Raw genomic sequence first — 12,824 nt, forward strand, 5'->3', positions numbered from 1 at the left:
CAAAGCGAGTAAAAACCACGGCCCATGCCGCGTGGCACTGGTTTTTAGCGGCTCAGATCTCTATAATCTCGCGCAACCTATTTTCCCCCTGAACACTTTTTAAGCCGTTTTTTAAACTGGCCGGGACACTTCACATGAGCGAAAAATACGTTGTCACCTGGGATATGTTACAGATCCACGCGCGCAAGCTGGCGAGCCGCCTGCTGCCTGCCGATCAGTGGAAAGGCATTATCGCCGTCAGCCGCGGCGGTCTGGTGCCTGGCGCACTGCTGGCGCGCGAACTGGGTATCCGTCACGTCGATACCGTCTGTATCTCCAGCTACGACCATGACAACCAGCGCGAACTGAAAGTTATCAAGCGCGCAGAAGGCGATGGTGAAGGCTTTATCGTGGTGGACGACCTGGTGGATACCGGCGGCACCGCCGTGGCTATTCGTGAGATGTACCCGAAAGCCCGCTTCGTGACGATTTTCGCTAAACCAGCAGGCCAGCCGCTGGTGGACGACTACGTCATCGACATCCCGCAGGACACCTGGATCGAGCAGCCGTGGGATATGGGCGTGGTGTTTGTGCCGCCGCTGTCCGGCCGTTAATCCCGTCCTTACGCATCTTTACGCCCGGCACTGCCGGGCGTTTTTGTTTTTATCCGCCGCCTGCGAGTACAATCATGTTTTGTGCTGTTTTTACGGAGGCAGAAAGCATGTCGCAGGCCAATCTGAGCGAAACCCTGTTTAAGCCGCGGTTTAAATACCCCGAAACCTCGACGCTGGTGCGTCGTCTTCAGCACGCGCCGCCTCCGGTGATCCAGTCCACGCTGGACGGTAAAACGGTGCCGCAGTGGTATCGCATGATTAACCGGCTGATGTGGGTCTGGCGCGGCGTCGATCCGCGGGAAATCCTTGAAGTGCAGTCGCGCATCGTGCTGAGCGACGCCGAACGTACCGATCCCGCGCATTACGACACCGTCATCGGTTATCGCGGCGGCAACTGGATTTTTGAGTGGTCGAAGCAGGCGATGGCGTGGCAGCAGCGCGCCGGACAGGAAACCGACGAAGCGGCGATCGGCAAGGCCTGGCTGATGGCTTCCACGCTCTACAGCATTGCCGCCTATCCGCACCTGAAAGGCGATACGCTCGCCGAGCAGGCGCAGGTGCTGGCGAACCGCGCTTATGAAGAGGCCGCCACGCGGCTCTCCGGCGAACTGCGCGAGCTCTCGTTCCCGATCCCCGGCGGCGCGACCATCACCGGCTTTCTGCATCTTCCCAAAGGCGGGAAGGGGCCGTTCCCGACCGTCCTGATTTGCGGCGGGCTGGACGCGCTGCAAAGCGACTACTTTAATCTCTTCGAGCGTTACTTCGCGCCGCTCGGCATCGCGATGCTCACGATCGATATGCCCTCGGTCGGCGCGTCGTCCAAATGGACGCTGACGCAGGATTCCAGCCTGCTGCATCAGCATGTGCTTCAGGCTCTGCCGAACCTGCCGTGGGTCGATCACACCCGCGTGGCGGCGTTTGGGTTTCGCTTCGGGGCGAACGTGGCGGTGCGTCTCGCGTATCTTGAAGCGCCGCGCCTTAAAGCAGTGGCCTGTCTCGGCCCGATGGTGCATCAACTCTTCAGCGATCCGGCGCGCCAGGACCAGGTGCCGGAGATGTATATGGATGTGCTGGCGAGCCGCCTTGGCATGTATGACGCTTCGGACAACGCGCTGCGTATCGAGCTCAACCGCTATTCGCTGAAAACGCAGGGGCTGCTCGGCCGCCGCTGCCCGACGCCGATGCTCGCAGGCTACTGGAAAAACGACATTTTCAGCCCGGAGGAGGAGTCGCGTTTAATCGCCTCGTCATCTGTGGACGGTAAATTGCTGGAGATCCCCACTTCGCCGGTGTACAGCAACTTTGATAAGGCGCTGCATCAGATTTCCGGGTGGGTAAACCATAAATTGCGTTAATGATTTGCTAATTTCCATTGGTTTGGTAAAACAATGGCTTCACAAAAGGAGATCGCAATGACGTTACCGAGTGGACACCCGAAAAGCAGGATGATTAAGAAATTCACTGCCCTTGGCCCGTATATTCGGGAAGAGCAGTGTGAAGGCAACCGCTTCTTCTTTGATTGCCTGGCTGTTTGCGTCAACGTCAAACCAGCGCCGGAGAAGCGTGAGTTCTGGGGCTGGTGGATGGAGCTGGAAGCGCACGAAGACCATTTCACCTACACCTGGCAGTTCGGCCTGTTTGATAAAGAGGGCGACTGGACAGCTGTCCCTATCAAAGAGGACGAGGTCAAAGAAAAGCTTTCGCAAACGCTGCGCGGTTTTCACGAAAGACTGCGCGCGCTGCTCGCCTCGATGGATTTAAAACTGGAGCCGGTAACAGAAGATCTGAAGCTTTCTGCATAAGCCGCATTTCAGTTAATACTTAAATAACGCATAAAAAATAACCCCGCCGATGCGGGGTTATTTTTTTATCGTAGCCACAGTTTTTATTCAGGCGCGGCGTATTTCCGCGCCTGAGAATAATCAGAACTGATAGTTCAGGCCGACAGCAACGATGTCGTCGGTAGAAATTTTCAGGCGACGCGTTACGTCGTCTTCATCAATCTGGTTAATTTTGTAATCCACAAACGCGGACATATTTTTGTTGAAGTAGTAGGTCGCGCCCACATCAACATAATTCACCAGATCCTGGTCGCCGATACCGTTTTCGATATCTTTGCCTTTCTGCATCACGTAGCCGAGGGACGGACGCAGACCGAAGTCGAACTGGTACTGGACCACGGCTTCGAAGTTCTGGGTTTTGTTGGCAAAGCCCTGATCGGCGGCGACTGCGCCTTTAATCGGGGTCATGTTGCGGGTTTCAGAATACATCACCGCCAGGTACAGGTTGTTGGCGTCATACTTCGCGCCAGCGGCCCACGCGTCAGCGCGCTCGCCGCCGCCCAGGGCTTTCAGCTCCTGCACGTTGGTACGGTCAGAGGTGGTGTAAGCGCCGCCCAGGACGAAATCGCTGCCGCCGAAATCATAAGTCAGCGAGGTGCCGAAGCCGTCGCCGTTCGCGGTGGAGTAATCAGAGCGCTCGTTTTTGCCCTGGTATTGCAGAGTCATGTTCAGGCCGTCGACAGCGTCGAAGAAATCGGTGTTACGGTAGGTCGCGACGCCGGAGGTACGTTTGGTCATGAAGTTATCGGTTTTCGCGGAAGAGTCGCCGCCGAATTCCGGGAACATATCGGTCCAGGCTTCCACGTCATACAGGGCGCCCAGGTTGCGGCCGTAATCCAGCGAGCCAAAATCTTTTACTTTCAGACCCGCGAATGCCAGACGCGTTTTCTGGGAGCTGTCGTTTTCGGCGCGGTTGCCGGCGATCTCATATTCCCACTGGCCGTAACCGGTCAGGTCGCTGTTGACCTGGGTTTCGCCTTTGAAGCCCAGACGCGCGTAAGTTTTATCGCCGTCGTTGCTCGCGTCGTCGCTCATATAATGCATGGCTTTTACGCGACCATAAATATTGACTTTATTTCCGTCTTTATTAAACACCTCTGCGGCCTGAGCAGCAGAAGACGCAACAATACCCATCACCACTAATGCCAGAGTGCTCTTTTTCATCATTAATCCCAATCATTATTTACGCGCTAAAATTCGCGGGTCAAAGACCTGTGAAAAAACAAGATGGGTTTTAACGGTCGGATATGAAAAAAATATGACAAAGTAAGATAAATTTTAAAAAGATATATTTTTCGTAAACGGTAATAAAACTATCAAAATCCGCCGCTATGCTTGCCGGTTCGCCTGCGCGGCGTGCGGTTTTTCCGGCCGGGAGTTGGCAAGGGCGCGCTCTCCTGTTACAACGTCGTTTTGGGTTTAATTTTTCCAATTTCGTTGATACGGCAAAACATCATGAGTAACAGCCAGACCCTGGTGGTGAAACTGGGGACCAGCGTCCTGACCGGCGGCTCCCGCCGCCTGAATCGCGCCCATATTGTCGAACTGGTGCGCCAGTGCGCGCAGCAACACGCCGCCGGGCATCGCATTGTCATCGTCACGTCCGGGGCGATTGCGGCCGGGCGCGAGCACTTGGGCTACCCGGAACTGCCGGCGACCATCGCCTCCAAGCAGTTGCTGGCGGCCGTCGGGCAGAGCCGCCTGATCCAGCTCTGGGAGCAGCTTTTTTCGATTTACGGCATCCATGTGGGGCAGATGCTGCTGACCCGCGCGGATATGGAAGATCGCGAGCGTTTCCTGAACGCGCGCGACACCCTCACCGCGCTGCTGGATAACCGCATCGTGCCGGTGATTAACGAAAACGACGCGGTCGCCACGGCGGAAATCAAAGTCGGCGATAACGATAACCTCTCGGCGCTGGCGGCGATTCTGGCGGGCGCCGATAAACTGCTGCTGCTGACCGATCAGCAGGGCCTTTTCACCGCCGACCCGCGCAACAACCCGCAGGCTGAGCTGATTCAGGATGTGTATGGCATTGACGATACGCTGCGCGCGATTGCGGGCGACAGCGTCTCCGGGCTTGGCACTGGCGGCATGGGCACCAAGCTTCAGGCCGCGGACGTCGCGGGCCGCGCGGGCATCGAAACCGTGATCGCGGCGGGCAGCAAGCCGGGCGTGATTAACGATGTTATCGAAGGGCTGCCGGTCGGCACGCGCTTCCACCCGCAGCAGACGCCGCTGGAGAACCGCAAGCGCTGGATCTTCGGCGCGCCGCCCGCCGGCGAAATTACCGTCGACGAGGGCGCGCAGTCGGCCATTCTGGAGCGCGGCAGTTCGCTGCTGCCAAAAGGCATTAAAAGCGTGACCGGCAACTTTTCGCGCGGCGAAGTGATCCGCATCCGTAATCTGGAAGGGCGCGACATCGCCCACGGCGTCTCCCGCTATAACAGCGACGCGCTGCGCCGCATCGCCGGGCACCACTCGCAGCAGATTGACGCCATTCTCGGCTATGAATATGGCCCGGTAGCGGTTCACCGCGACGACATGATCACCCAATAAGGAGCCTGCCATGCTGGAGCAGATGGGCCAGGCGGCCAAAGCCGCCTCATATCAGATGGCGCTGCTCTCCTCGCGCGAGAAAAACCGCGTGCTGGAGAAAATCGCCGACTATTTAGAAGCGAACGCCGAAGAGATTTTACTCGCCAACGAGCAGGACCTGCTTGAGGCGCGCCGCAGCGGGCTGAGCGAGGCGCTGTTAGATCGCCTGGCGCTCAACCCGCAACGTTTACACGCCATTGCGAACGACGTGCGCCAGGTGTGTCAGCTGGCCGATCCGGTAGGGCAGGTGATTGACGGCGGCCTGCTGGAGAGCGGCCTGCGCATCGAGCGTCGCCGCGTGCCGCTCGGCGTGGTCGGCGTGATTTATGAAGCGCGCCCGAACGTGACGGTGGATGTCGCTTCGCTGTGCCTGAAAACCGGCAACGCGGCGATTCTCAGAGGCGGCAAAGAGACCTGGCGCACCAACGCGGCGACTGTAAAAGTGATCCAGAAAGCGCTGGAAGAGTGCGGCCTGCCCGCCGCGGCCGTTCAGGCCATCGAAAGCCCGGACCGCGCGCTGGTCAGTGAAATGCTGCGCATGGACAAATACATCGACATGCTGATCCCGCGCGGCGGGGCAGGGCTGCACAAGCTCTGCCGCGAGCAGTCGACCATTCCGGTTATCACCGGCGGCATCGGCGTGTGCCATATTTTCGTTGATGAAACGGCGGAGTTCGCGCCTGCGCTCAAGATCATCACCAATGCCAAAACCCAGCGCCCGAGCACCTGTAACACGGTGGAAACACTGCTGGTGCATGAGGCTATTGCAGAACGTTTCCTGCCGGAACTGAGCCGCGCGATGCATGAGCGCGGCGTGACGCTGCACGCCGACGAGCGCGCGCTGGCGCTGCTTTCCGGCGGCCCGGCGACCGCTGTGGCGGTGACACCGGAAGCGTTCGACGACGAATGGTTGTCGCTCGATCTTAACGTGAAGCTGGTGGCAGGCATCGACGAGGCCATCGCGCATATTCGCGAGCACGGCACCCAACATTCGGACGCTATTCTCACCCGCACGCTGCGCCACGCCGACCGTTTCGTGAATGAAGTGGATTCTTCTGCGGTGTACGTGAACGCCTCGACGCGCTTTACCGACGGCGGGCAGTTTGGTCTTGGCGCCGAAGTGGCCGTCAGCACGCAGAAGCTTCACGCCCGCGGCCCGATGGGCCTCGAAGCGCTGACCACCTACAAGTGGATCGGCTACGGCGACGATACGATTCGTGCTTAACTGAAGGCCGGGTGATGCAAAAATCGCCGCTTGAATCGCAAGGGCATTGACGCATCACCCACTTTTTCATAACCTCTTACCCCGTGCTCACGCACACCCTTCCTCAGGGCCGATATAGCTCAGTTGGTAGAGCAGCGCATTCGTAATGCGAAGGTCGTAGGTTCGACTCCTATTATCGGCACCACTTCTAATCAAACTTTACAAATCTTCCTTTCTATAAGCTATTTTTCTGTTCGATAATTTTATTTGGTATAACAAAGAGTTATAAAAGCATTTTTTCTTTAAATATATGCTGCTTGTTGTATAGATATCCACTTACTTAACATATTTCTATAAAGTTTAGAACTCGCCTGCTTATAAAAAAATAAAAGATGATATATGCTAGCTGGATGTGGCGATTGTGATTAATATATCATTTTATTTTTAAAAAAAAGTAACTGGAAGGATAAAATTCTTTTAATCAAAAAAGATGAGAGTTATTTATATTTTTTTTTGATAATTTATATCTTTTTGTTTTTATTGGAAATAAAAAACAAATGTATATTTAAACAGTGGTTTTGATTTAAGAAATTTCTCCTACTTATTATCAAAAATAGTTCACCCTTTTGTTAAAATGTTATAGATTACGCCCATACATTATCCATAGGATGGAATATAAAATGTCTACTGAGCAGAAGGGCATTTGTATCAATGATAGTGAATGGGGTTGCAGACATACCGAATATCATTATCAAGATAATGAGCCAACAATAATAGCTTGTATAGTGAACGTAGATAAAATAGATTTTATAGCAGCTGAGCTTGTTAAATCGGTTCTAGACACTTCTTGGATTTCATCTCTTGATAGCGGTACACAGCTATCATATAGCTTTACAGCTAAAGAAACTGCTGAAGCTTTAGTTAAAGTTTTTAATAAAGTAATCGAAAATAAATCGCTCGAAGATGAGTTTGGTGAACTTATGGTTTCTATAGGCTCCTCTAGAGCACTAAGCCAGATACTTAAACATGTTTCACTCCCTATTGCAGAGTTATGGAAACCGCAAGTAAAACAGAACGAGGGATTCGACTTTCATACAACATGTCCAAGCCAGTTTATAAATTTTGGTGAGGCTAAATTCTCTTCTTCTTCTAATCCTCATGGGAATGCTATCAATCAAGCAGTTGAATTCATTAGGCAAGAAAAGCATTTTAGAGATCGCGTTCACCTTATTAATTTATGCTCTCCTGATTCGGTTGCTAATTTAGATAAAAAAGAATTTGGTTTGATTGCGGCCTTCTCAATTAACTCTGAAAATTGTGAGAGGATCATGGATAATGCAATAAAGACAGTTAAGGGATTGGAATTGTCAAAAATTGTTAAATTTATCTATTTGGTAGGTGTGAAATGTTAACAATTCAAAATATTATAGATGATCCTAATCCGAGGACAACTATTGGTGAAATTATTGAGGAATTACATAAAAATGGTCCTGTTAATAGTAAAATCATAGAAAGGCTTACTTATTATAAAGAGTTTCATCAGGAATGCTTTTCAGAGTTTGAAGAGAAAATAATTTCTGTACTTGGTCTTTTTTATAAAAATACAGAACCATCAAATATTTATTCTTTTATACTTGGAGCTATTGGGCATAAATATAAATCATTATATGGGGAATATTTAACTCCAGTTCAAGCAAGCATTCGTCACGCAGTAGAAGAGAATAAATTTATCTCTATATCAGCTCCAACTAGTGCAGGTAAGTCTTTTTCAATAAAGGATTACATCAATCATCAAACTGGAGATGCTGTTATCATTGTTCCTTCTAGGGCTTTGATTGCTGAGTATGTGGAAAATTTAAGAGAGTACTTTGGGAATAATAAAGGTGTAATGATTAGCCCTTTTGTAGATTATGTATATACAGCTCGAAAATTAAGACGGATATTTGTCCTCACGCCGGAGAGAACTAAAGACTTGTCAGGTGTTAACCATAGATTGAATATTGAGTTATTCTTTTTTGATGAAGCCCAAGTTTCTGAAGAGCAAGATAGAGGAGTAATATTTGATGCCACAGTGAGACGTGTTCAAAAGTTATTTCCACAGGCTAAATTTATATTTGCTCATCCATTTGTTGATAATCCTGAAGCCCAATTTAAAAAACATGATATTGACGCTCCAAATAGCTATTCTCGAAGTTACACACATAATACAGTTGGTAAAATATTTATTCATGAACATAAAAATGGTAATGATTACTACTTTTCTCCATATTCATCTAAAGGATATCTACTTGCGAAATCAGCGCCATATGAAGGAAAATTTGAGGATTTTGCCTTTTCAGGTAATAAATCAGTTCTTGTTTATGTGTCAAAAAAATCTGTTTATGACGGGAAATTCATAAATAAGTTCAAAAAATACACTTCGAATTTTAGTTTAATCGAAGATAAAAACGCCCGGTCGATAATTAAAATGGTTGAAAACATCTTAGGTGCCAACAATAAAAACCATATATCAAGAATGGTCGAGTTATTAAAGATTGGTGTTGTCATACATCATGGTTCTGTGCCTTTAGAAGTAAGATATTTGGTTGAAAGATTCATCAAAGGCGGATATGCGCGTATTTGCTTCGCAACAAGTACTTTAGCTCAAGGGATAAATATGCCTTTTGATATTGTTTGGCTTGCTAACATGAGAATGAATGGCGATTCTGAGCAGAAGAGATGCTTGGCTTTTAAAAATTTAATTGGACGTAGTGGACGCTTATCTAAAGACAAAAAATTCGATTATGGTTACGTTTACACCCATAATGCTAAACTTTTATCAAGTCGTGTAAGGTCTTCTTTTAGATTAGAAGAGCAATCAGTTCTTGAACATCCGGTGGATCATAATAATGACAATTATGAATTGGTTCAATCTATTATTGATGGGACTTTTAATGAGGATATAAATCTTCCAGTTTCTAAAATAGAAAGATTAAAACATGAAAAAGTAATTGAAAGTATTATTTGTATTTTAGATGTGGTCTTTCACGGCACATTCGGTGAGAGATTGAGCGGCGTTCAAAATAAAGATGTAAGAGAATTAATAAAATCAAAATTTTTAATAATATATGAGGCCTCTTTAGGTCGTTTGTTGCTTGATGGAGAGTTGAATGTATTCAACACAGCGATTGAAATTATATTTCACGTTATTGCTGGGCGATCCTTTAAAGAAATAGTCGGTATAAGATACAGCTACATTTCTGACAGGGATGGTGAGAATAATGGTATACCTAGATTTTCTCAACCTGCCAATAAACTACCTGACAGTACATTGAACAGATCCTATTCTCTTTTTCGATCAAGTAAATCAAACGAAGTTAATTATGACACTATTGTTTTTGATACATATGATTATCTTGATACGGTTATTTCTTTCTCCTTAACTGATGTTTTTATAGGGGCGTTTAAAATATACTTGGCTGATACAAATGATAAAAGGGCAAAGGAGTTTATAGATTTCTTAAAATACGGAACGACGGATTATACAAGTATTATGTTGATGAGGTATGGGATCGCGCCTGAAGATGTTGCGGATATAACCCCATATGTTGACTATATATCAGAGGAAAGAATTGAATTAAATTCGGCAATATTACTTAGTGATGAAGAGTTGTTACAAAAAGTAAAATGGTATCTTCCGTGATTTTGAGGTTAATATGGGTGGGAGTATGGGGGTTACCATATCAAGCCCATATTTATTTAGGCTAATAATAAGTAATGTAAATTCGTCGTTCACTATTACTCTAAACAAATCTGATTCATTCACTGTAATGGTTATATAAAACCTATACTGATATTTATTTCATGTCACTTGGGTGTTTTTATGTAATTTTTAGCATTTCTTAATAGTGGTGATTGAATTGTGTTAGGGGGCATGCTATCCATATTTTTATTTTATGAATGCATTAAGCGACTCGCTTAATAAAGCATAGTGAAAATAATAAAGAGGAGGTATTATTGATGGAATCGTTATAGTTCTTCATTTTTTCTGCTCTCAATCTCTTTCTTTAAAGCCTCAACAACAAACTGCCCAATACTCTCGCCTTGCTTTCGCATCTTTTGCATTTCCCGCACAATTTCATGGGGTACGCGAGCGGCGAGGGTTTGAGACTTTCCATTGACTGCTTTGGTGGCCATTCTAGTTATCCTCTGATTTAAACGCTTTGTCTTTAATAACACACTTTTCAAGATTGCAGTGTTGAACACATTACGAGTAATGTTTGCCTTATCTGAGCCCTCCGGCTCAATAAGCGAGACCCGAAAGTGCGCCAACACTTCCGGGCCTCTGACCACAAACGTTATTGGAGCTAACGCTATGGCTAACGTCAATAGTAACACACCCGCACGCCCTGAAAATGAGGGCCATAATCTCAATCTGAACGCTACCGCCACCCCGATGCCGCCGTCGGCGCATTCCAGAATGTTGAGCCTGCATACGCTGTGCGAAGGGCCGATCACGGCGGAAATGGATTTTTTCACGCTCGCCACGTTATGTGAAGAGACGGTCAGCGAACTGATTGAGTGTAAGTACGCGACGCTGTTTCTGGCGCTGGCCGGGAGACTGGCGCTGATGCTGGAATCCCTCGCGGCCGAGCTCGACAGACCGGTGCCGGCGCATCTGTTTGCTTCACTGACGGCCGACTCGCTCCCTTCAGAGGTGCCGTTCTGCATCGGCAGCGACGCGCAGATGCTGAGCCGCTACTGTAAAGCGCTGAACATGGCGTTGATAAGCCGCGCGCACCCGCCGGAAATGGCGGAAACGCTCACGGGGCTGCTGTTTGATCTCGTGAATCATCTGGTGGAATTTGTGAGAGAGCCCTGTTTTGTGCGCACTGAGGAGGGCTATGAAGACTGGGCCGGGCAGCACGTCATGTCGCTGAACTGACAATAAGGCCGGGGGTTCCCGGCCTTTTTTTATCTGGCGCGCCAGTACAAGGTAATAATCAGAAAGGGATTAAACACCTTTTATTCCAGGCTCGTTATGTGAAGCATCTGTATTTCTTTTATACGCTGACTGTTCATATTGATATTACAGGCCGTGGCGGCATTCCCCAGGTAATGCGTGCTCGCTGCTTCTGCCACTGCAACGCCGCAATAATCATCGCGATATTTAAGCCATTCGGCCTGGCTTCTTTTGAATAATTCAATCATCCGTTTTTTGCGGTCTTCATCGCCCATCCACCATTTAGTGTAATCAAAGTTCTCCATCTCTTTAAGCTTGTCCGCATAAGCCTTATTGAGCGCCCCGGTGGATTTCTCATCAATGTCGGCTAAGCATTCGATGTTCTCGTCGCCATATTGATCTTCGCAGGCTTTCACTTCGTCGTTTCTTATTACGTTTGCTGTCTCAGCCGCCAGCGAAGCGTAGCTGACCAGCAGCACAGAAATGATAAAAACGATTTTTTTCATTGCAGTAAATCCCTTACTTTTCGTCTTGAGCCTGAACCCTGAATATCGCCATTCTACTGTGCGTAGCCGCCTTTAACCGACATCTCTTTATAATAAAAATCTGTCATCCTGCCAGACGCGTTAGCAAGGGTAGCCAGGGTTCTTCACCGTGTCGTCTCAACCACTATCAACTGTATCTCTTTGATGCGCCGTTTATTCATATTGATGGTACAGCCTGTCCACGCTGCGCCAATAAAATGCGTTTCCTGCTCGCCGATAGTCGCTACCTCGCAGTAACTATCCCGGTAGGTCAGCCAGCCACGCTGGCTTTTGCGAAAAGCCTCAATCATCCGTTTTTTACGGTCTTCATCGCCCATCCACCATTTGGTGTAATCAACACGCTCCAGCGCTTTAAGCTTCGTCTCATACGCCTTTTTGAGTTCGGCTTCGGTTTTCTCATTGAGATCTTCCAGACACTCGCTACTGAATTCGTAATACCTATCTAAGCACTGGTCGACGGCGTTATCCGCGGTAATATCTTTCTGATCGGCAGCCATTAACGTGTGGCTGATCAAAAGCGTGGAAAAGAGGAATACGATTTTTTTCATTGCGGTAATTCCTTTACTTTTATCCTTTATCTCCGCGTTACATGCAGTCTGTAGAGGGCATAACTATCAGGGTGTTAGCCCGTACAGACTTTCAATCTCATGCTGCCGTGCATGATTCATGTCGATAACACACTGAGTCCCAATGTCGTACTGCGTGGGTGCCCATTCCCCGACAAGAGAAGCGCGCGCCGTACAGAATGCCTCTCTGGATTGCAGCCAGAGCGCCTGTGAGCGTGCAAACCTTTCCCGGAAGACGGCGCTCATCGTCACGCCTCCCAAATCGTTTAATTTAAAGGAATCGTCATAATTGTTATCGATTGTTTGATAGAGCCGTTCAATGGCCTTACTGAGCGCCTCATCAGAACGTTCTCTCGCCTGTGCTTTGCACTCTGACTGGCTTTTCCCATCTTCTGCATATTCCGGCAGAGAAAAGCAGGGAGCGAGTTCTTTACCAAACTGAAAAGAAACGGCCTGTGCGGCAGCAGGAATAAAAGGCATCGCGATGAGAAGAGCCTTTATTAACTTCATCTTTTTATCAGGCTCCGTTGGGGTA

Annotated in this window: 13 protein-coding genes and 1 tRNA gene; 9 read left to right on the forward strand and 5 right to left on the reverse strand. The window is 48.7% G+C overall.

The window, feature by feature from the left end:
• The first annotated feature begins 134 nt into the window (after nucleotides 1-134).
• The 3 genes from gpt to crl all read left to right on the forward strand — a co-directional run bounded on the left by gpt (nucleotide 135) and on the right by crl (nucleotide 2,395).
• Nucleotides 135-593, forward strand: coding sequence for a xanthine phosphoribosyltransferase (gene gpt / locus AFK65_RS04235; RefSeq protein ID WP_007698209.1), 459 nt, complete (start codon nucleotides 135-137; stop codon nucleotides 591-593).
• Nucleotides 594-700: 107 nt separating this feature from the next.
• Nucleotides 701-1,948 carry an esterase FrsA gene (gene frsA, locus AFK65_RS04240; protein ID WP_038857920.1) on the forward strand — a complete coding sequence of 416 codons (1,248 nt, stop codon included), beginning with the start codon at nucleotides 701-703 and terminating at the stop codon, nucleotides 1,946-1,948.
• 57 nt (nucleotides 1,949-2,005) lie between these two features.
• Complete coding sequence (gene crl, locus AFK65_RS04245) at nucleotides 2,006-2,395, forward strand: sigma factor-binding protein Crl (RefSeq protein WP_007698278.1); 390 nt, start codon at nucleotides 2,006-2,008, stop codon at nucleotides 2,393-2,395.
• Nucleotides 2,396-2,515: 120 nt separating this feature from the next.
• On the opposite strand, the gene phoE is transcribed toward crl, so the two are convergent.
• Nucleotides 2,516-3,598 (reverse strand): phosphoporin PhoE, encoded by a 1,083-nt coding sequence (gene phoE / locus AFK65_RS04250; RefSeq protein ID WP_032805222.1) that lies wholly within the window; start codon nucleotides 3,596-3,598, stop codon nucleotides 2,516-2,518.
• Between the two features lie 291 nt (nucleotides 3,599-3,889).
• On the opposite strand from phoE, the gene proB reads away from it, so the two are divergent.
• The 5 genes from proB (at nucleotide 3,890) to AFK65_RS04270 (ending at nucleotide 9,918) form a co-directional block, all read left to right on the forward strand.
• Complete coding sequence (proB, locus tag AFK65_RS04255) at nucleotides 3,890-4,993, forward strand: glutamate 5-kinase (protein ID WP_004385346.1); 1,104 nt, start codon at nucleotides 3,890-3,892, stop codon at nucleotides 4,991-4,993.
• A 10-nt stretch (nucleotides 4,994-5,003) separates the two neighbouring features.
• The gene (gene proA, locus AFK65_RS04260) at nucleotides 5,004-6,257 is read left to right on the forward strand and encodes a glutamate-5-semialdehyde dehydrogenase (protein ID WP_007698351.1); all 1,254 of its coding nucleotides are present in this window, start codon (nucleotides 5,004-5,006) and stop codon (nucleotides 6,255-6,257) included.
• A 108-nt stretch (nucleotides 6,258-6,365) separates the two neighbouring features.
• Nucleotides 6,366-6,441: transfer RNA gene (locus AFK65_RS04265), tRNA-Thr, on the forward strand.
• 475 nt (nucleotides 6,442-6,916) lie between these two features.
• Nucleotides 6,917-7,648 (forward strand): hypothetical protein, encoded by a 732-nt coding sequence (locus AFK65_RS20690; protein ID WP_007698354.1) that lies wholly within the window; start codon nucleotides 6,917-6,919, stop codon nucleotides 7,646-7,648.
• A complete protein-coding gene (locus AFK65_RS04270) occupies nucleotides 7,642-9,918 on the forward strand; it encodes a DEAD/DEAH box helicase (protein ID WP_038857917.1) in 2,277 nt (758 codons plus the stop codon). The genes AFK65_RS20690 and AFK65_RS04270 overlap by 7 nt, the downstream gene beginning before the upstream one ends.
• Before the next feature lie 326 nt (nucleotides 9,919-10,244).
• Here the strand turns inward: AFK65_RS04270 and AFK65_RS22070 are convergent, their stop codons facing one another.
• Complete coding sequence (locus AFK65_RS22070) at nucleotides 10,245-10,412, reverse strand: YlcI/YnfO family protein (protein WP_085959945.1); 168 nt, start codon at nucleotides 10,410-10,412, stop codon at nucleotides 10,245-10,247.
• A 178-nt stretch (nucleotides 10,413-10,590) separates the two neighbouring features.
• Here AFK65_RS22070 and AFK65_RS04280 point away from each other — a divergent pair, with 178 nt between their 5' ends.
• Entirely contained in the window at nucleotides 10,591-11,160 is a 570-nt protein-coding gene (locus AFK65_RS04280; protein WP_032804302.1) for a hypothetical protein, read from the forward strand.
• An 80-nt stretch (nucleotides 11,161-11,240) separates the two neighbouring features.
• On the opposite strand, the gene AFK65_RS04285 is transcribed toward AFK65_RS04280, so the two are convergent.
• The 3 genes from AFK65_RS04285 to AFK65_RS04295 form a co-directional block, all read right to left on the reverse strand.
• The gene (locus tag AFK65_RS04285; protein ID WP_007698484.1) at nucleotides 11,241-11,684 is read right to left on the reverse strand and encodes a lysozyme inhibitor LprI family protein; all 444 of its coding nucleotides are present in this window, start codon (nucleotides 11,682-11,684) and stop codon (nucleotides 11,241-11,243) included.
• A 143-nt stretch (nucleotides 11,685-11,827) separates the two neighbouring features.
• On the reverse strand, nucleotides 11,828-12,271 hold the full coding sequence (locus AFK65_RS04290) for a lysozyme inhibitor LprI family protein (protein WP_038857915.1): 444 nt from the start codon (nucleotides 12,269-12,271) through the stop codon (nucleotides 11,828-11,830).
• A gap of 66 nt (nucleotides 12,272-12,337) precedes the next feature.
• Complete coding sequence (locus AFK65_RS04295) at nucleotides 12,338-12,799, reverse strand: lysozyme inhibitor LprI family protein (RefSeq protein ID WP_032804304.1); 462 nt, start codon at nucleotides 12,797-12,799, stop codon at nucleotides 12,338-12,340.
• Nucleotides 12,800-12,824: the final 25 nt, after the last annotated feature.

The sequence above is a fragment of the Cronobacter universalis NCTC 9529 genome, assembly GCF_001277175.1.
Classification (GTDB): domain Bacteria; phylum Pseudomonadota; class Gammaproteobacteria; order Enterobacterales; family Enterobacteriaceae; genus Cronobacter; species Cronobacter universalis.

Bases quoted from the DNA above. Each gene is read 5' to 3' on its own strand.
- gpt (WP_007698209.1), top strand. From the start codon at position 135: ATGAGCGAAAAATACGTTGTCACCTGGGATATGTTACAGATCCACGCG.
- frsA (WP_038857920.1), top strand. From the start codon at position 701: ATGTCGCAGGCCAATCTGAGCGAAACCCTGTTTAAGCCGCGGTTTAAA.
- crl (WP_007698278.1), top strand. From the start codon at position 2,006: ATGACGTTACCGAGTGGACACCCGAAAAGCAGGATGATTAAGAAATTC.
- phoE (WP_032805222.1), bottom strand. From the start codon at position 3,598: ATGAAAAAGAGCACTCTGGCATTAGTGGTGATGGGTATTGTTGCGTCT.
- proB (WP_004385346.1), top strand. From the start codon at position 3,890: ATGAGTAACAGCCAGACCCTGGTGGTGAAACTGGGGACCAGCGTCCTG.
- proA (WP_007698351.1), top strand. From the start codon at position 5,004: ATGCTGGAGCAGATGGGCCAGGCGGCCAAAGCCGCCTCATATCAGATG.
- AFK65_RS20690 (WP_007698354.1), top strand. From the start codon at position 6,917: ATGTCTACTGAGCAGAAGGGCATTTGTATCAATGATAGTGAATGGGGT.
- AFK65_RS04270 (WP_038857917.1), top strand. From the start codon at position 7,642: ATGTTAACAATTCAAAATATTATAGATGATCCTAATCCGAGGACAACT.
- AFK65_RS22070 (WP_085959945.1), bottom strand. From the start codon at position 10,412: ATGGCCACCAAAGCAGTCAATGGAAAGTCTCAAACCCTCGCCGCTCGC.
- AFK65_RS04280 (WP_032804302.1), top strand. From the start codon at position 10,591: ATGGCTAACGTCAATAGTAACACACCCGCACGCCCTGAAAATGAGGGC.
- AFK65_RS04285 (WP_007698484.1), bottom strand. From the start codon at position 11,684: ATGAAAAAAATCGTTTTTATCATTTCTGTGCTGCTGGTCAGCTACGCT.
- AFK65_RS04290 (WP_038857915.1), bottom strand. From the start codon at position 12,271: ATGAAAAAAATCGTATTCCTCTTTTCCACGCTTTTGATCAGCCACACG.
- AFK65_RS04295 (WP_032804304.1), bottom strand. From the start codon at position 12,799: ATGAAGTTAATAAAGGCTCTTCTCATCGCGATGCCTTTTATTCCTGCT.